Origin of the sequence: Variovorax sp. J2L1-78, assembly GCF_030317205.1 — a bacterium.
Classification (GTDB): Bacteria; Pseudomonadota; Gammaproteobacteria; order Burkholderiales; family Burkholderiaceae_C; genus Variovorax; species Variovorax arabinosiphilus.
The window spans coordinates 1,759,247-1,776,563 of sequence record NZ_JASZYB010000001.1 but is presented as its reverse complement, the minus strand read 5'-3'; the positions used below and the strand labels follow the sequence as shown (position 1 = coordinate 1,776,563).

The 17,317-nt window shown below is 67.8% G+C and carries 20 protein-coding genes; 13 read left to right on the top strand and 7 right to left on the bottom strand.

What is annotated here, in order from left to right:
* The first annotated feature begins 19 nt into the window (after window positions 1-19).
* The 11 genes from der (at window position 20) to QTH86_RS08400 (ending at window position 10,143) form a co-directional block, all read left to right on the top strand.
* Entirely contained in the window at window positions 20-1,354 is a 1,335-nt protein-coding gene (gene der, locus QTH86_RS08450; protein WP_286645122.1) for a ribosome biogenesis GTPase Der, read from the top strand.
* Window positions 1,355-1,523: 169 nt separating this feature from the next.
* Window positions 1,524-1,769 (top strand): RNA chaperone Hfq, encoded by a 246-nt coding sequence (hfq, locus tag QTH86_RS08445; RefSeq protein WP_162566896.1) that lies wholly within the window; start codon window positions 1,524-1,526, stop codon window positions 1,767-1,769.
* 59 nt (window positions 1,770-1,828) lie between these two features.
* On the top strand, window positions 1,829-2,998 hold the full coding sequence (hflX, locus tag QTH86_RS08440; RefSeq protein WP_286645123.1) for a GTPase HflX: 1,170 nt from the start codon (window positions 1,829-1,831) through the stop codon (window positions 2,996-2,998).
* Between the two features lie 75 nt (window positions 2,999-3,073).
* Window positions 3,074-4,402 (top strand): FtsH protease activity modulator HflK, encoded by a 1,329-nt coding sequence (gene hflK, locus QTH86_RS08435; RefSeq protein ID WP_286645124.1) that lies wholly within the window; start codon window positions 3,074-3,076, stop codon window positions 4,400-4,402.
* Window positions 4,403-4,418: 16 nt separating this feature from the next.
* A complete protein-coding gene (gene hflC / locus QTH86_RS08430) occupies window positions 4,419-5,315 on the top strand; it encodes a protease modulator HflC (protein ID WP_286645125.1) in 897 nt (298 codons plus the stop codon).
* A gap of 9 nt (window positions 5,316-5,324) precedes the next feature.
* A complete protein-coding gene (locus QTH86_RS08425) occupies window positions 5,325-5,513 on the top strand; it encodes a DUF2065 domain-containing protein (RefSeq protein WP_286645126.1) in 189 nt (62 codons plus the stop codon).
* Window positions 5,514-5,595: 82 nt separating this feature from the next.
* A complete protein-coding gene (locus QTH86_RS08420) occupies window positions 5,596-6,747 on the top strand; it encodes an ATP phosphoribosyltransferase regulatory subunit (protein ID WP_286645127.1) in 1,152 nt (383 codons plus the stop codon).
* A 20-nt stretch (window positions 6,748-6,767) separates the two neighbouring features.
* Window positions 6,768-8,099 carry an adenylosuccinate synthase gene (locus QTH86_RS08415; RefSeq protein ID WP_286645128.1) on the top strand — a complete coding sequence of 444 codons (1,332 nt, stop codon included), beginning with the start codon at window positions 6,768-6,770 and terminating at the stop codon, window positions 8,097-8,099.
* Window positions 8,100-8,115: 16 nt separating this feature from the next.
* Window positions 8,116-8,640: a phosphoribosyltransferase gene (locus QTH86_RS08410; protein ID WP_286645129.1), complete on the top strand. Its 525-nt coding sequence runs from the start codon at window positions 8,116-8,118 to the stop codon at window positions 8,638-8,640.
* Between the two features lie 36 nt (window positions 8,641-8,676).
* Window positions 8,677-9,870 (top strand): PLP-dependent transferase, encoded by a 1,194-nt coding sequence (locus QTH86_RS08405; protein WP_286645130.1) that lies wholly within the window; start codon window positions 8,677-8,679, stop codon window positions 9,868-9,870.
* Window positions 9,871-9,939: 69 nt separating this feature from the next.
* The gene (locus QTH86_RS08400) at window positions 9,940-10,143 is read left to right on the top strand and encodes a hypothetical protein (protein ID WP_286645131.1); all 204 of its coding nucleotides are present in this window, start codon (window positions 9,940-9,942) and stop codon (window positions 10,141-10,143) included.
* Window positions 10,144-10,235: 92 nt separating this feature from the next.
* Here the strand turns inward: QTH86_RS08400 and QTH86_RS08395 are convergent, their stop codons facing one another.
* Window positions 10,236-10,859 carry an arylesterase gene (locus tag QTH86_RS08395; RefSeq protein ID WP_286646734.1) on the bottom strand — a complete coding sequence of 208 codons (624 nt, stop codon included), beginning with the start codon at window positions 10,857-10,859 and terminating at the stop codon, window positions 10,236-10,238.
* A 40-nt stretch (window positions 10,860-10,899) separates the two neighbouring features.
* Here QTH86_RS08395 and QTH86_RS08390 point away from each other — a divergent pair, with 40 nt between their 5' ends.
* Both QTH86_RS08390 and rlmB read left to right on the top strand, forming a co-directional pair.
* Entirely contained in the window at window positions 10,900-11,598 is a 699-nt protein-coding gene (locus QTH86_RS08390; protein ID WP_286645132.1) for an ABC transporter ATP-binding protein, read from the top strand.
* 21 nt (window positions 11,599-11,619) lie between these two features.
* The gene (rlmB, locus tag QTH86_RS08385) at window positions 11,620-12,366 is read left to right on the top strand and encodes a 23S rRNA (guanosine(2251)-2'-O)-methyltransferase RlmB (RefSeq protein ID WP_286645133.1); all 747 of its coding nucleotides are present in this window, start codon (window positions 11,620-11,622) and stop codon (window positions 12,364-12,366) included.
* A 12-nt stretch (window positions 12,367-12,378) separates the two neighbouring features.
* Here rlmB and QTH86_RS08380 read toward each other — a convergent pair whose 3' ends face one another.
* From QTH86_RS08380 to QTH86_RS08355, 6 genes are all read right to left on the bottom strand, one after another.
* Complete coding sequence (locus tag QTH86_RS08380; RefSeq protein WP_286645134.1) at window positions 12,379-13,155, bottom strand: MBL fold metallo-hydrolase; 777 nt, start codon at window positions 13,153-13,155, stop codon at window positions 12,379-12,381.
* Window positions 13,156-13,166: 11 nt separating this feature from the next.
* Window positions 13,167-14,258, bottom strand: coding sequence for an NlpB/DapX family lipoprotein (gene bamC, locus QTH86_RS08375; RefSeq protein WP_286645135.1), 1,092 nt, complete (start codon window positions 14,256-14,258; stop codon window positions 13,167-13,169).
* Between the two features lie 113 nt (window positions 14,259-14,371).
* Window positions 14,372-15,220 carry a 4-hydroxy-tetrahydrodipicolinate synthase gene (dapA, locus tag QTH86_RS08370; protein ID WP_286646735.1) on the bottom strand — a complete coding sequence of 283 codons (849 nt, stop codon included), beginning with the start codon at window positions 15,218-15,220 and terminating at the stop codon, window positions 14,372-14,374.
* Between the two features lie 80 nt (window positions 15,221-15,300).
* Window positions 15,301-15,831, bottom strand: coding sequence for a class I SAM-dependent methyltransferase (locus QTH86_RS08365; protein ID WP_286649417.1), 531 nt, complete (start codon window positions 15,829-15,831; stop codon window positions 15,301-15,303).
* A 44-nt stretch (window positions 15,832-15,875) separates the two neighbouring features.
* Entirely contained in the window at window positions 15,876-16,016 is a 141-nt protein-coding gene (locus QTH86_RS08360) for a hypothetical protein (RefSeq protein ID WP_286646796.1), read from the bottom strand.
* Between the two features lie 11 nt (window positions 16,017-16,027).
* A complete protein-coding gene (locus tag QTH86_RS08355) occupies window positions 16,028-17,257 on the bottom strand; it encodes an MFS transporter (RefSeq protein ID WP_286645136.1) in 1,230 nt (409 codons plus the stop codon).
* Window positions 17,258-17,317 lie beyond the last annotated feature (60 nt).

Here is a 17,317-nt window from a genome sequence, read left to right as displayed (position 1 = left end):
CAACCAAGGGGCGCTGCTCATGAAACCGGTCATCGCGCTGGTCGGTCGCCCCAATGTTGGCAAATCGACCCTGTTCAACCGCCTCACGCAGACGCGTGACGCCATCGTGGCGGACTATGCGGGCCTGACCCGCGACCGCCACTACGGCAATGGTCGGCTGGGCCGCCACGAGTTCATCGTGATCGACACCGGCGGCTTCGAGCCCGACGCGGGCAGCGGCATCTTCAAGGAGATGGCCAAGCAGACGCGCCAGGCCGTCGCCGAGGCCGACGTGGTCGTGTTCGTGGTCGATGCGCGCGAGGGCCTGTCGGCGCAGGATCACGAGATCGGCAAGGAGCTGCGCCGGCTCGGCAAGCCTTGCGTGCTGGTGGCCAACAAGGCCGAGGGCATGCACGACGGCACCAAGCTGGTCGAGTTCTACGAGCTGGGCCTGGGCGACGTGCACGGCGTGTCCGCAGCGCACGGGCAGGGCATCCGCGACCTGGTCGAACTCGCACTGGAGCCGCTGAACCTGCCGGAGCCCGAAGACGAGCAGGACAACGGCGAGGCCAAGCCGATCAAGCTGGCCGTGGCCGGGCGGCCGAACGTCGGCAAGTCGACGCTGATCAACACCTGGCTGGGCGAAGAGCGCCTGGTCGCCTTCGACATGCCGGGCACCACGCGCGATGCGATCACCGTGCCCTTCGAGCGCAACGGCCAGCGTTTCGAGCTCATCGACACGGCCGGCCTGCGCCGCAAGGGCAAGGTGTTCGAGGCGATCGAGAAGTTCTCGGTGGTCAAGACGCTGCAGGCCATCGAGTCGGCCAATGTCGTGCTGCTGCTGCTGGACGCCACGCAGGGCGTGACCGACCAGGACGCCCACATTGCCGGTTACATCCTCGAATCCGGCCGGGCTGTGGTGATCGCGGTCAACAAGTGGGACGCGGTCGACAGCTACCAGCGCGAGCAGGTCCAGCGCCAGATCGAGACGCGGCTTCCCTTTCTGAAGTTCGCGGCCCTGCATCTGATCTCGGCGATCAAGCGGCAGGGCCTCGGCCCGGTCTGGCAGGCCATTGCCCAGGCGCACAAGTCGGCCACCCGCAAGATGTCGACGCCGGTGCTCACGCGCCTGCTGCTCGAAGCGGTGCAATTCCAGTCGCCGCAGCGCGCCGGCATGTTCCGTCCGAAGCTGCGCTATGCGCACCAGGGCGGCATGAACCCGCCGGTGATCGTGATCCACGGCAATTCGCTGGAACACGTGACCGAGGCGTACAAGCGTTTTCTCGAAGGACGCTTTCGCAAGGAATTCGATCTGGTTGGCACGCCGCTTCGCATCGAATTCAAGTCGTCGCACAATCCTTACGCGGACAAGTAAAAAGCGGTGTGGCCCTATCAAGAGGCCGCCGGCGAGCTTGGTGGAAACCCAAAGTTCCCTTAGCGGAGAGACGTTATTTTTTCAAGGCCATTGGGTCCCGTGCTGCAGCGGGGAAACCCTGTGTTAAGGTTCTCGGTCCTCTAACTCTTCCTTGAACACGGAGAATATCGTGAGCAACAAAGGGCAACTTTTGCAAGACCCGTTCCTGAACACTTTGCGTCGGGAGCATGTGCCGGTTTCCATTTATCTGGTGAACGGCATCAAGCTTCAGGGTCAGATCGAGTCTTTCGATCAATATGTCGTGCTGCTGCGGAACACTGTGACGCAAATGGTCTACAAGCACGCCATCTCCACCATCGTGCCTGGCCGCGCGGTCAACTTCTCGGCTGCCGAGAGCGACGACGCCGCTGCCTGACCGGCACAACGCGCGGCAGGCCTGCCTGCCGCGCTTTTTTCCGCCAACCCCCATTCCGCTTGTCTGAAGACATCCCCCGCCAGGATGGCGCCGTCGTTCTCGTCGGTGTCGATTTCGGGCTGCCTCATTTCGACAGCGCCCTCGAAGAACTCGGCCTGCTCGCGCAGACCGCCGGCCTCACGCCGGTCGAGCGCTTGATCTGCAAACGCAAGGCGCCCGACGCGGCGCTGTTCGTCGGCAGCGGCAAGGCCGACGAGATCCGCGAACTGGCCGAGCTGCACCGTGCCAGCGAAGTCATCTTCGACCAGGCCCTGAGCCCGGCGCAGCAACGCAACCTCGAGCGTACGCTGGGTTGCGCCGTCTACGACCGCACCTTCCTCATCCTGGAGATCTTCGCCCAGCGTGCACGCTCGCACGAAGGCAAGCTGCAGGTCGAGCTGGCGCGGCTGCAATACCTCAGCACCCGCCTCGTTCGCCGCTGGTCCCACCTGGAGCGCCAGACCGGCGGTGCCGGTGTGCGCGGCGGCCCTGGCGAAAAGCAGATCGAGCTGGATCGCCGGATGATCGACGAGTCGATCAAGCGCACCCGCGAGCGCCTGGCCAAGGTCCAGAAGCAGCGCAGCACGCAGCGGCGCCAGCGCGAGCGGCGCGACACCTTCAACATCTCGCTGGTCGGCTACACCAACGCCGGCAAGTCGTCGATCTTCAATGCGATGGTCAAGGCCCGCGCCTATGCGGCCGACCAGTTGTTCGCCACCCTCGACACGACGACGCGGAACCTCTACCTGGGCGATGCCCGGCGCCAGGTGTCGATCTCCGACACCGTCGGTTTCATCCGCGACCTGCCACACGGCTTGGTCGACGCCTTCAAGGCGACGCTGCAGGAGGCGGTCGACGCCGACCTGCTGCTGCATGTGGTCGATGCGTCCAACCCGCACCACCCCGAGCAATTGGCCGAAGTGCAGCGGGTGCTGCGAGAGATCGGCGCCGACGAAATTCCGCAGTTGCTCGTCTTCAACAAGCTCGACGCCCTTGAAAGCGCGCAGCAACCCCTGCAGATGCAGGACGAGATGGACGTCGATGGCGTGCAGGTTCCCCGCCTGTTCGTGAGCGCGCACAGCGGCGCCGGGTTGCCGGCGCTGCGCAGCGAGCTGGCGCGCCGCTCCGGTTCGGTCCCTGCGGGCATGTCCTTGGAGGCCGGGGCTGAATTGCACGATGCACCCGGCTGATTGGGCACAATCCCTCCACTGACGAGAGAACCGAACAGAATGAATGCAAAGCCAGTGTGGAGACGTTTTCAGGGCATGTTCAACCTGAACGACGGTCGATGGGGACGGGGTGACGAGCCCGCGTCGAACAGCGACCGCCCGACAGCCAACCGCCCCGACGCCGATCCGCCGCCTTCGGGCAACAACCAGCGTCCGCGAGGCCAGGGACCCAACCAGGGTCCGCCGGACCTCGACGAACTCTGGCGTGACTTCAACCGCAAGCTCGGTGGGCTCTTCGGCGGCGGCAAGGGTGGCGGCAACCGTCCGCCCAGCGGCAACGGCGGCGGCTTCAAGCCCGACATGAAGAACGCCGGCTACGGCCTGGGCCTGATCGTCGGCGTGGCGGTGCTGATCTGGCTGGGCACCGGTTTCTTCATCGTGAACGAAGGCCAGCAGGCCGTCATCACCCAGTTCGGCCGCTACAAGACCACTGTTGGCGCGGGCTTCAACTGGCGCCTGCCGTACCCGATCCAGCGCCACGAGGTGGTGGTGGTCACGCAGATCCGTTCGACCGACGTGGGCCGCGACAGCATCGTGCGCTCCACCGGTCTGCGCGAATCGGCCATGCTCACCGAAGACGAGAACATCGTCGAGATCAAGTTCGCCGTGCAGTACCGCCTGAGCGACGCTCGTGCCTACCTCTACGAGAGCAAGGCACCGGCCGACACCGTGGTGCAGGTCGCCGAAACGGCGGTGCGCGAAGTGGTCGGCAAGATGAAGATGGACGCGGCGCTGGCTGAGGAGCGCGACCAGATCGCCCCGCGCGTGCGCACGCTGATGCAGACCATCCTCGACCGCTACAAGGTCGGTGTCGAAGTCGTCAACATCAACCTGCAGCAGGGTGGCGTGCGTCCGCCCGAGCAGGTGCAGGCGGCTTTCGACGACGTGCTCAAGGCCGGCCAGGAACGCGAGCGAGCCAAGAACGAGGCGCAGGCCTATGCCAACGACGTGGTGCCGCGCGCCACGGGTACGGCGTCGCGCCTGAAGGAAGAATCCGAAGCCTACAAGGCCCGCATCGTGGCGCAGGCCCAGGGTGATGCCGGTCGCTTCGCTGCCGTGCTGGCCGAGTACCAGAAGGCGCCGCAGGTGACGCGCGACCGCATGTACACCGACGCCATGCAGCAGATCTACACCAACACCACCAAGGTGCTGGTCGATTCGAAGCAGGGCTCGAACCTGCTGTACCTGCCGCTCGACAAGCTGATGCAGGGCACCGGTGCCGGCACGGCCGGCGCGCCGGTCGATGGCGCCAGCCCGAACGTGGCCGGCACCGCACCGTCGCAGTCCTCGGTGATCCCGGTGGCGCCGACGAGCAACGATGCGCGCCTGCGCGACGGCCGCACCCGCGACCGTGACGCACGTTGAGGCGGAGAACAAGAACATGAACAGAATCGGATTCATCGCATCGACGATCCTGGTGGCGCTCGCGCTGCTGAGCTCGACGCTCTTCGTGGTCGACCAGCGCCAGTTCGGCGTGGTCTACCAGCTCGGCCAGATCAAGGACGTGATCACCGAGCCCGGCCTCAACTTCAAGATGCCGCCGCCGTTCCAGAACGTGTCGTACATCGACAAGCGCCTGCTGACGCTGTCGAGCCTCGAGACCGAGCCCATGCTCACGGCCGAGAAGCAGCGCGTGGTGATCGACTGGTACGTGCGCTGGCGCGTGACCAACCCCTCGGAATACATCCGCAACGTCGGCCTCGACGAGAACGCTGGCGCGGTGCAGCTCAACCGCGTGGTGCGCAACGCGTTCCAGGAGAACGTCAACAAGCGCACCGTGCGCGACCTGATCTCCGTGCGGCGCGAGCAGCTCATGGCCGACGTGCAGCGCGAAGTGCTGTCGGTGGTGAAGGGCGCCAAGCCCTGGGGTGTGGACATCGTCGACGTGCGCATCACCCGCGTCGACTACGTGGAAGCGATCACCGAGTCGGTCTACCGACGCATGGAGGCCGAACGCAAGCGCGTGGCCAACGAGCTGCGTTCCACCGGCTTCGCCGAAGGCGAGAAGATCCGCGCCGATGCCGATCGCCAGCGCGAAGTGACGGTCGCCAACGCCTACCGCGATGCCCAGAAGATCAAGGGCGAGGGCGACGCCCAGGCCGCCTCGGCGTACAGCGAAGCCTTCGGCCGCGACCCGCAGTTCGCCCAGTTCTACCGGAGCCTCGACGCCTACAAGCAGAGCTTCAACAAGAAGAGCGACGTGCTGGTGGTCGACCCGGCATCGTCCGATTTCTTCCGCGCGCTGCGCGGGCCCGGCAGCCCGAACGCGCCGCGCTGACCGCCTGCCGTGAGCGCCGACACGCTATGGAGCGCGTTGGCGCTCGTGCTGGTGATCGAAGGGCTGCTGCCCTTCGTATCGCCGGGCGGCTGGCGCCGCGGCTTCGGCCAGCTGATGCAGCTGCGTGACGGTCAGCTGCGCTTCTTCGGCCTGTGCAGCATCCTTGTCGGCCTGCTGCTGCTCTGGATCCTGTACTGAGCTTCCATCTGCGGGCTCGCCCTTCGTTGGGCCACACGTCCGCGCCCGGTAGAATCCCGGTTTAACCACGCCCCCGATCCCCATGTCCGCCTGGGTCCTCCCGGATCACATTGCCGATGTGCTGCCTTCCGAGGCGCGCCACATCGAAGAACTTCGACGCGAACTGCTCGACACCGCCCGTGGCTATGGCTACGAGCTGGTGATGCCGCCGCTGCTCGAACACCTCGAGTCCCTGTTGTCCGGTACGGGCGAGGCCCTCGACCTTCAAACCTTCAAGCTGGTCGATCAGCTCTCGGGCCGCACGATGGGGTTGCGCGCCGACACCACGCCGCAGGTCGCGCGCATCGATGCCCATCTGCTGAACCGCCGAGGCGTCACGCGGCTTTGCTACTGCGGCCCGGTGGTCCACACCCGGCCTGATCGTCCGCACGCCACGCGCGAGCCGCTGCAGTTCGGTGCCGAGATCTACGGTCACGTCGGGCTCGAAGCCGACACCGAGGTGCTGCTGCTGGCGCTCGATTGCCTGCGCGCGGCCGGCTTGCCCGCCGGCGTGATCGTCGACATGGCCGACGCCCGCATCGTGCGTTCGCTCTTTGCCGGCGTCATGGTGGATGCGGCCGTCATCGCCCGCGTGCATGCCGCGCTGGCTGCGAAGGACGCGAGCGAGCTGCGCACGCTGACACGCGACTTTCCTGCGGCCTCGCGCGAAGGCCTGCTGGCGCTCGTGCAGCTCTACGGCGACGCCAGCGTGCTGGACGAGGCGGCCACGGCGCTGCCCGACACGGCCGCCGTGCGCGCCGCGCTGGACGACCTGAAGCAACTGGCCGCCCGCCTCGACGGCGCGACCGTGAGCTTCGACCTGTCCGACCTGCGCGGCTACGCCTACTACAGCGGCATGCGCTTCGGCATCTACGTGAACGGCGCCGCCGACGCCTTGGTGCGCGGCGGCCGCTACGACGAGGTGGGCGCGGTGTTCGGCCGCAACCGACCGGCGGTCGGCTTCAGCGTCGACCTGCGCGAGCTGGTCGGCGTGGTGCCGAGCCGGCCACTGCGGGCGGCCATCCGCGCCCCGTGGAGCGACGCGGCCGGCCTGCGTGCCGCCATTGCCGCGTTGCGTGCGCAGGGCGAAACCGTGGTCTGCGTGCTGCCTGGCCACGACAGCGAAATCGACGAGTTCCAGTGCGACCGGGAGCTCGTCCAGAGCGCCGGCCAGTGGAACGTCCAAGCCATCTGAATCTTGAGAAGCGAACCATCATGAGCGTTACCACCGGAAGAAACGTGGTCGTCGTCGGCACCCAATGGGGCGACGAGGGCAAGGGCAAGCTGGTCGACTGGCTGACGGAGAGCGCGCAAGGCGTGGTCCGCTTCCAGGGCGGCCACAACGCGGGCCACACGCTGGTCATCAACGGCGTGAAGACCGCGCTGCACCTGATCCCCAGCGGCATCATGCGGCCGGGCGTGAAGTGCTACATCGGCAATGGCGTCGTGCTGTCGCCGGCCAAGCTCTTCGAGGAGATCGAAGGCCTGGAGAAGGCCGGCGTGGAGGTGCGTTCGCGCCTGCGCATCAGCGAGGCCTGCCCGCTGATCCTGCCTTTCCATGCCGCACTCGACATCGCCCGCGAGCTCTACCGCGAGAAGGGCGGCAGCGAGAAGATCGGCACCACCGGCCGCGGCATCGGCCCGGCCTACGAGGACAAGATCGCACGCCGCGCGCTGCGCGTGCAGGACCTGAAGCACCCGCAGCGATTCGCCGACAAGCTGCGCGTGCTGCTCGACCTGCACAACCATGTGCTCACGCAGGTGTTGGGCGCCGCCGCGATCGATTACGACATGGTCTACGACGAGGCCATGGTCCACGCCGAGCTGCTCAAGCCGATGATGGCCGACGTGTCGCGCGAGCTCAACGACGCCCACAAAGCCGGTGCCAACCTGCTGTTCGAAGGCGCGCAAGGCACGCTGCTCGACGTCGACCACGGCACCTATCCGTACGTGACCTCCAGCAACTGCGTGGCCGGCAATGCGGCCGCCGGTTCGGGCGTCGGCCCGGGCATGCTGCACTACATCCTGGGGATCACCAAGGCCTACTGCACGCGCGTCGGCGGTGGCCCGTTTCCGACCGAACTCGACTGGGAAACGCCGGGCACGCCGGGCTATCACATGAGCACCGTGGGCGCCGAGAAGGGCGTGACCACCGGCCGCAGCCGCCGGTGCGGCTGGTTCGATGCCGCATTGCTCAAGCGCTCGGCGCAGGTCAACGGCCTGTCGGGCCTGTGCATCACCAAGCTCGACGTGCTCGACGGCCTCGAGAAGCTGGAGCTGTGCACCGGCTACGAACTCGACGGCGAGCACACCGACATCCTGCCGATGGGTGCCGACGAGATCTCGCGCTGCACGCCGGTCTACGAAACGCTCGAAGGCTGGAGCGAAAGCACCGTGGGCGTCACGCAGTACGACAAGCTGCCGGTCAACGCGCGGCTCTACCTGCAGCGCATCGAGCAGGTCACCGGCGTGCCGATCCACATGGTGTCGACCAGCCCCGACCGCGACCACACCATCATGATGCGCCACCCCTATCTGGCCGACTGAACAGGAACCACGACCCATGTTGACCGAAGACGGCAAGCATCTCTACGTCAGCTACGACGAGTACCACAACCTGATCGAGAAGCTCGCGATCAAGGTGCACCAGTCGGGCTGGGAGTTCGACACGATCCTGTGCCTCGCGCGCGGCGGCATGCGTCCGGGCGACGTGCTCTCGCGCATCTTCGACAAGCCGCTGGCGATCATGTCGACCAGCTCCTACCGCGCCGACGCCGGCACGGTGCAGGGCCACCTCGACATCGCGCGCTTCATCACCACGCCCAAGGGCGAGATCGCCGGCAAGGTGCTGCTGGTCGACGACCTGGCCGATTCGGGCCACACGCTGCATGCCGTGGTCGACATGCTGCGCACGCAGTATTCGCCCATCACCGAACTGCGCAGCGCCGTGCTCTGGACCAAGGCGCTGTCGACCTTCACGCCCGACTACTCGGTCGAGTTCCTGGCGACGAATCCGTGGATCCACCAGCCCTTCGAGGGCTACGACAGCATGCGACCGGACAAGCTGATCCAGAAGTGGTCGGTCTGATCGGGGTCTTGCCGTCGATGCTCTAGCATTGGCGGCATGTCCGACCCCATCACCGACCTGATCCACCACCCCTACCAACCGCCGGCGAAATTCGCCGCACCGCAGCCCGGGGTCTTCAAGGCCTCCACGGTCTTCTTCGCCGACGTGGCTGCCATGCGCGCGCGCGACTGGAAGACCAAGGCCGGCTACACCTACGGCCTGCACGGCACGCCCACCACCTTCACGCTCGAGGAACGGCTGGCCACGCTCGAGGGTGGCACCGATTGCCTGCTGGTGCCCAGTGGCCTGGCCGCCATCTCGCTCGTGGCCTTCGCGCTGCTCAAGACCGGCGGCGAGGTGCTGATCCCCGACAACGCCTATGGCCCCAACAAGGCGCTGGCCGCCGGCGAGCTGGCGAACTTCGGTGTGAGCTACCGGCTCTACGACGCGATGGACCCGGACGATCTGGCGGCCAAGCTGTCGGATCGCACCCAGCTCGTGTGGCTGGAAGCCGCAGGCTCCGTCACCATGGAATTCCCCGACCTGCCGGCGCTGGTGGCTGTCTGCCGCGAACATGGCGTGGTCACCGCGCTCGACAACACCTGGGGCGCCGGGCTGGCCTTCCCGCCCTTCGACCTCGACGGCAGCGGGCAGGGCGTGGACATCTCGGTGCATGCGCTCACCAAGTACCCCAGCGGCGGCGGCGATGTGCTGATGGGCAGCGTGATCACGCGCGAGCCGCGGCTGCACCAGGCGCTCAAGCTCACGCACATGCGCATGGGTTGGGGCGTGGGCGTCGGGGATGTCGAGACGCTGCTGCGCGCGCTGCCGAGCATCGCGTTGCGCTATGAGGCACATGATCGCAGCGCACGCGAGATCGCGCACTGGCTGCGGGGCCGCGACGAGATCGCGCAGGTGCTGCATCCGGCGCTGGAGGGCTCGCCCGGCCATGCGAACTGGCAGCGCCTGTGCGGGTCGACCGACCGCGCTGCGGGGCTCTTTTCGGTGGTGTTCGACGAGCGCTTCAGCGCCGAGGAGGTCGACCGCTTCTGCGACGGGCTGCGCCTGTTCAAGCTGGGCTATTCGTGGGGCGGCCCCATCAGCCTCGTGGTGCCCTACGACATCGGCCTGATGCGCGACGCGAGCGTGGCGCGCTGGCCGCACCGCGGCACGCTGGTGCGCTTTTCGGTCGGGCTCGAGGCCGTGGAAGACCTTCTGGCCGACCTGGCGCAGGCGCTGGCTGCGCTCTGAATCGCGGCGGTTATCGCTTACAGTCAACCTACACGCAGTCACCCGGACTGCCTCGCTCAAGGAGAAGCAGTGGCAACACCCAACTACGGCTACGAGAAGCGCCAGAAAGAGCTGGCCAAGAAGAAAAAGAAGGAAGAGAAGCTGCGGGAAAAAGCCGACCGCAAGCTCCATCCGAGCAGCGAGGGGCTGGCCCCCGGAGACCCTGAGACGGACGTCGCGTCGCTGGAACGCGATCCGCCCACGGTGCCCGACACGCCCACCAAGAACGGCTGATCGCCGGTGCTTCCAAGGACTTGAAAAAGCCGCCCCTGCAGGAATGCAGCGGCGGCTTTTTTCTAGGGCAGTGCGCTATGGCCGTGCGGCCGTCAGCGCCCGAGCAGCTTCTTCAGCTCGGGCCAGACGTTGTCCAGCATGCGCGGCTGCGCGGCGGCTACCGGGTGGATGCGATCGGGCTGGAAGAGATTCGCCGCGTCCGGCCCATCGGCCACGCCGCGCAGCAGGAAGGGCACCACGGCCGCCTTGGTCGTCGTCGCCACCTTCTGGAAGATCGCCTCGAAGCGCTTGAGGTAGTCACCCCCGTAGTTCGGCGGCACCTGCATGCCGACGATCAGCACCTTGGCACCGGCGGCCTGCGCCGCCCTCGTCATCTGGGTCAGGTTGTCCTCGGTGTTCTGGATCGGCAGGCCGCGCAGCGCGTCGTTGCCGCCAAGTTCGAGCACCACATGGGTCGGCTGGTGCTGCTTGAGCAACGAAGCCAGCCGCGCACGGCCGCCCGAGGTGGTGTCGCCGCTGATGCTGGCGTTGACCACCGTCGCGGCGATCTTCTGGTCGGCCAGCCGCTTCTCGAGCAGCGGCACCCAGCCTTCGCCGCGCTTGAGCCCGTACTCGGCCGAGAGCGAATCGCCGACCACGAGGATGACGGGCTTCGCGCCAGGCGCCTGCGCGAAGGCCCCAGTGGAAAGCCCCGTACTGCCGAGCACGGCGCCCATCACGATAAAGTCACGTCGATTCACCACGCAAAGCCTTTCAATGTCCCCAACCCCCTCCGAAGCAATTGTTGCCGTCGATCATGTTTTCAAGTCGGTCACCGATTCGGCAGGCACGCTGGACATTCTGCAGGACATCCATTTCACCCTGGGCGCGCGGGAGACCGCAGCCATCGTCGGGGCTTCGGGCTCGGGCAAGAGCACGCTGCTGTCGATCGTCGCCGGCCTGGACACGCCGACGCGCGGCACGGTGAAGCTTGGCGGTGATGACCTCTTCGCGATCGACGAGGACGACCGCGCGGCGCTGCGCGCGCAGAAGGTCGGCTTCGTGTTCCAGAGCTTCCAGTTGCTGGCCAACCTCACGGCGCTGGAGAACGTGATGCTTCCGCTCGAACTGGCCGACCGCAAGGACGCGCGCAAGGCCGCCACCGAAATGCTGGGCCGCGTCGGCCTCGGCCAGCGCCTGAACCACTACCCGAAGGTGATGTCGGGCGGCGAGCAGCAGCGCGTGGCGCTGGCGCGTGCCTTCGTCGTGCAGCCGCAATTGCTGCTGGCCGACGAGCCGACCGGCAGCCTCGACTTCGCGACCGGCGAGCAGGTGATGAAGTTGATGTTCGACCTCAACCGGGAGCTCGGCACCACGCTCGTGCTGGTCACGCACGACCGCGCCATCGCCGCGCAGTGCGAGCGGCGCATCACGATCGAGGCCGGCCGCGTCGGCGCCGACGAAAAGAGGACCTGAGCGCGCAGGGATAATCCCCGCATGTCTTCTCCCAAAGTGATCTTCGGCTTCCATGCCGTGGGCGTGCGTCTCAAGACCGCGCCGAAGTCGGTGATCGAGGTGCTCTTCGACGCGAGCCGCCGCGACGCGCGCATGCAGCAGTTCAAGGCCCGCGCGCAGGACGCTGGCGTGCGCCTGGTCGAGGCCGATGCATTGCGCATCGCCAAGCTCGCCGGCAGCCACGGCCACCAGGGCGTCGCCGCCCGCGTGGAGCCGATCCCGCAGACCCACTCCCTCGACGAACTGCTCGAAGGCCTGGAGGCCGCAGGCACCATGCCGCTGCTGCTGGTGCTCGACGGCGTGACCGACCCGCACAACCTCGGCGCCTGCCTGCGCGTGGCCGACGGCGCCGGCGCCCACGCGGTCATCGCGCCGAAGGATCACGCGGCCGGCATCAACGCCACGGTCGCCAAGGTGGCGAGCGGCGCGGCCGAGACGGTGCCGTACTTCATGGTGACGAACCTGGCCCGCACCCTGGGCGAGCTCAAGGAACGCAGCATCTGGTGCGTCGGCACCAGCGACGACGCGCCGGGCACGCTCTACCAGAGCGACCTGAAGCGCCCGCTCGCGCTGGTGCTCGGCGCCGAGGGCGACGGCATGCGCCAGCTCACGCGCAAGAGCTGCGACGAGCTGATCAGCATCCCGATGCGGGGCGCGGTCGAGAGCCTGAACGTCTCGGTGGCCAGCGGCATCTGCCTGTACGAGGCGATGCGCCAACGCGCCCTCTGAGAGGGCGACGCCTCAGGCGTCCAGCCAGGGCGAGCCGTCGGCCGCCGTGGCGGTGAGCATGTCCTGCTCGCTGGCGCCCAGTGCGCCGGCCAGCACCTGGCGCACGATCTCCGGGCGGTTGTTCTGCTCGCTCAGGTGCGCCGCCAGCACGTGGCGCAGGCCGCCGTGGTGGACTGCACGCGCGATGTCGGCGGCGGCGGTGTTCGACAGGTGGCCGTAGTTGCCGCCGACGCGCAGCTTCAGGAAGGCCGGGTAGGCCGAGGCGGCGAGCAGGTCGCTGTCGTGGTTGCACTCCAGCAGCAGGGCGTCGAGGCCGGCCAGCTGCGCGAGCACATAGGGCGTGACGTGGCCGAGATCGGTCAGCACGCCGAGGCTGCGGGCGCCGTCGGTGCAGCGCAGCTGCAAGGGCTCGCGCGCGTCGTGCGGCACGGTGAAAGGGTGGACGGACAGGTCGCCGACCGAAAAGTCGACGCTGTCGCGGGCCAGGTTCAACCGGCCCTCGAAGTCGCGGCCGCCGGTCGCGAGCCAGGTGCCTTCGCTCATCCAGACCGGCAGGCGCTCGCGGCGCGACAGCGCATGGGCGCAGCCGATGTGGTCGCCGTGCTCGTGCGTGATGAAGACCGCGTCGATGTCGCTCGCCGCCAGCCCGACGCGGGCCAGGCGGGCATCCAGGTGACGCAGGGTGAAGCCGCAATCGACCAGCAGCCGCGAGGTGCGGCCGCCGCTGGTCGCTTCGACCAGCGTGGCGTTGCCCGTGCTGCCGCTGCCCAGACTGCGAAAGCGCAGCACGCGGGCAGCCCTTACTTCAGGTCGTCGGCGATGACCTTGACGATACGCTGTGCGTTGTCCGTGGTATCGGGCACGCCGGCTTCGTTGAGCACCGAGACCGTGCTGGCCTCGCCCTGGCTCTTGACCAAGATGCGGTACTTCAGCGGGCTCTCGTCCTTGGCAGCCTTGCCGAAGCTCAGCATCTTGGCGAACAGGCCCGGTTCCTTCTTGTCGGGATTGGGCGTCACGTAGCGCACGAAGTAGGTGCCGGCGCTGCGGTCGCGGTCTTCCACGGTGAAACCGGTGCGGTCGAGCGCGAGGCCGACCCGGCGCCAGGCGCGGTCGAAGCCTTCGGGGATCTGCACCACCGGGCGGCCGTCGACGGTGGCGACCTTGCTCACGGTGCTCACGTTGGCCGCGCTGGCGGTCAGCGCCTTCGACTGCTCCTGCGAGACGCCCAGCTTGACCATCAGGCGACGCAGGAACTCGGTCTCGAGTTCGGGGTTGCTCGCGCGCGGCTGCCAGACCGTCTGGTCCTTGGTCGCGTTGTTGGTGTAAACCTCTTCCATGCCGCGGTGGCTGACGTAGATCTCGGTGCCGTTGGGCGTGCGCTCGATGCGGGTGCGGAAGCGGTCGAGCTCGCTGGTGGAGTAGACCGAGTCGATCAGCTTGCCCAGCGTGCCGCGGATGATGTCCTGCGGCAGCTTGGCGCGGTTCTCGGCCCAGTCGGTCTCCATGATGCCCAGGTTGCGCTGCTCAGTGGTCAGCAGGAAGCCGTTCTCCTGCCAGAAGTCGCGCACGGGCTCCCACAGCTGCTCGGCCGGGCGGTTGACCACGATCCAGCGGGTGTTGCCGGCGCGTTCCATGCGCACGTCGCCCAGCGTCGCGACGGCCGTCGGGATGCTCGGCGCATCGGCCTTGCCGGCCTGGTAGCTGTTGGCCGACACGGCACCGCCGGGCACGGCGTAGCGGTTTTCACGCGACAGCTGGCTCAGGTCCGGCGGGACCTCCAACGTCGGGGCCTTGCCGGCGCTCTTGTAGTCGATCTTGTCGCCCTCGAGGACCGAGCAGGCAGTCAGGCTGGCGACCAGGGCCAGCAGTGCGAATCGCGAAAAATTCTTCAACGTCGTCTTCCTTGGTGGAATGGTTCGATCAATCGAGGCCGCATCGGCCGCCCTGTCGGAGTCGGCCGTGCGCAAAAGGTTGCGTGTGAGATGCGGTGGGCTCGGCGGACCGCTCAGTCCTTGAGCAGTCCGGTGGCGCGCAGGGCGGCTTCGACGGCCGGCCGGCTGGCTTCGCCGAGTTCGGTCAGGGGCAGGCGCAGCGCGCCGCCGCACAGGCCCATGCGCGCCATCGCCCACTTCAGCGGAATGGGGTTGGGTTCGATGAACAGGTTGCGGTGCAGCGGCATCAGTTCGAACTGGATGCGCATGGCCGTAGCGACGTCGCCTGCCAGGGCCGCCACGCACAGCTCGTGCATCTTGCGCGGCGCCACGTTGGCCGTGACGCTGATGTTGCCCTGGCCGCCGCACAGCATGAGCGCGACGGCGGTGGGGTCGTCCCCGGAATACACAGCGAAGTGCTTGGGCAGGTCGCGGATCAGCCACTGGGCCCGCTCGATGTTGCCGGTCGCTTCCTTGATGCCGATGATGCCCGGCACCTGCGCCAGGCGCAGCACGGTGTCGTGCGCCATATCGGCCACGGTGCGGCCGGGCACGTTGTACAGCACGACGGGCAGGTCGCCCACCGCTTCGGCGATGGCCTTGAAGTGCTGGTACTGGCCTTCCTGCGTGGGCTTGTTGTAGTAGGGCACGACCTGCAGTTGCGAGTCGGCACCGACGCCCTTGGCGAACTTGGCCAGCTCGATCGCTTCCTTGGTCGAATTAGCGCCGCAGCCGGCCATGACGGGCACACGGCCCTTGGCCTGCTCGACCGACACGCGGATGATTTCGCAGTGCTCCTCGACGTCGACCGTGGGGGATTCGCCGGTGGTACCGACCACGCCCAGGCAGTCGGTGCCCTCGTCGATGTGCCAGTCGATCAGCCGGCGCAGCGCGGGGTAGTCGACGCTGCCGTCTTCATGCATCGGCGTTGCGAGCGCGACGATGCTGCCTGTGAGTTGCTCCAAGGGGGGTCTCTTTGTCGGTTGGGACGAAAGGACGCATTCTACTGACCCGGCGCGGGGTCGCCGAGGGGGTGCCGTTCCGGGAAAGCACCGAGCGTCGTGGGCGGTCGAACCGCGGCGATGCGCTGCACGAAGCGGTCCGGCGACGGCAGGAAGCCGTCTTCGTAGGCCACCACCCGCAGCCCGGTGCAGGCGGCCAGCAGTTCGCCGGGCTGCAGCAGGAAGTCGGCGCGCGAAGGCTTGCCGACCGTCTCGTTGCCGGCGGCGAAGGTTTCGTAGAGCAGCACCCCGCCCGGTGCCACCGCCGCCACGGTGTCGGGCAGGCGAGGGCGCCAGAGGTAGTTCGTGACGACGACGGCCGCGAAGCGCCGCCCGTCGAAGGGCCAGGGGCCGCTTTCGATGTCGGCCTGCAGCACGCGCCCATGGCGCGAGGCGGCCTGCACCGCGTCTTCCGAACGGTCGACGCCGGTGGTCGGATGGCCGCGGTCGGCAAACCAGCGCATGTGCCGTCCCGCGCCGCAGGCCACGTCGAGCACCGCGCCGGCGGGCGGCACCAGGTGAGACCAGCGCACGATCCAGGGCGAGGGCGCCTGCAGCGCGCCGTGCGGTTCGGGGCTCAGAAGCAGCTCCAGAGCTGGTCGATCAGCGTGACCATGAAGGCCGGCTGGGTGTAGAGCATGAACACGCCCGCGAGCACTGCCAGCCCGGCGGCGACGGCAGCGGCCTGCATCCAGCGGTGGCGGGTGGGGGCGTGCATGTGTCAGGCGGTCAGGCCGATTGAGGTTGAGGCGCCGGCCGGGCGATCGCGCCCTCCTTCACCGGCAGGTTGACCAGCGCCGCCATCACGCCCAGCGCGATGGCGATGTACCAGACGATGTCGTAGCTGCCGGTGCGGTCGTACAGGAAGCCCCCGAGCCACACGCCCAGGAACGAGCCGACCTGGTGGCCCAGGAAGACGAAGCCGCTGAGCATCGACAGGTGGGCCACGCCGAAGATCTGCGCGATCAGCGCATTGGTCGCCGGCACGGTCGACAGCCAGAGGAAGCCGATCACCGCCGCGAAGACGTAGACCGACAGCGGCGAGAGCGGCACGATCAGGAACAGCGAGATGGCGATGGCGCGCCCGAAGTAGATGGACGCCAGGATCTTCCGCTTGGACAGCCGTTGCCCGAGCGTGCCGGCCGCGTACGAGCCGAACACGTTGAACAGGCCGATCAGCGCCAGCGCGTAGCTGGCCACTTCGGGCGACAGGCCCTTGTCCTTGAGGTAGCTGGGCATGTGCACGCCGATGAAGACCACCTGGAAGCCGCAGACGAAATAGCCGGCCATCAGCAGGCCGAAGCTGGGGTACCTGAAGGCCTCGATCACCGCCTGGACGATGCTCTGCTCGCGCCGGGCGCCGAGCATGGCCACGCGCGCTGGCTCGCGCAGCCCGAAGGCCAGCGGCACGATCAGCAGCACCACCGCGGCGAGCGCCAGCAGCGCGGTGTGCCAGCCCAGGCGGGCGATCAGCTGGCCCTCGATCGGCACCATCAGGAACTGGCCGAAGGAGCCGGCGGCCGCCGCCACGCCCATCGCCCACGAGCGCCGCTCCACGGGGATCTGCCGCCCGATCACGCCGTAGATCACGGCATAGGTTGTGCCCGCCTGCGCCGCGCCGATCAGCACGCCGGCCGTGAGGGCGAAGAGCAGCGGCGTCGGCGACAGCGCCATGCCGGCCAGCCCCAGCGCATAGCAGGCCGCGCCGATCAGCAGCACGCGGAAGGCGCCGAGCTTGTCGGCCAGCATGCCGGCGAACACGCCCATCACGCCCCAGGAGAGGTTCTGGATGGCGATGGCCAGCGAGAAGGTCTGGCGCGTCCAGCCCTGCTCCTGGGTGATCGGCTGCAGCCACAGGCCGAAACCGTGCCGGATGCCCATGGACAGGGTGACGATCATGGCGCCGCAGATCAGGACCTGCTTGAGCGACAGCGGTTGGGCCGGGGTGGTCGAGGACATCTGCCGACTGTAGCCAATCGGCCTTGACAGCGCCGTTACCCGGGCGACTGGCATTCTTGA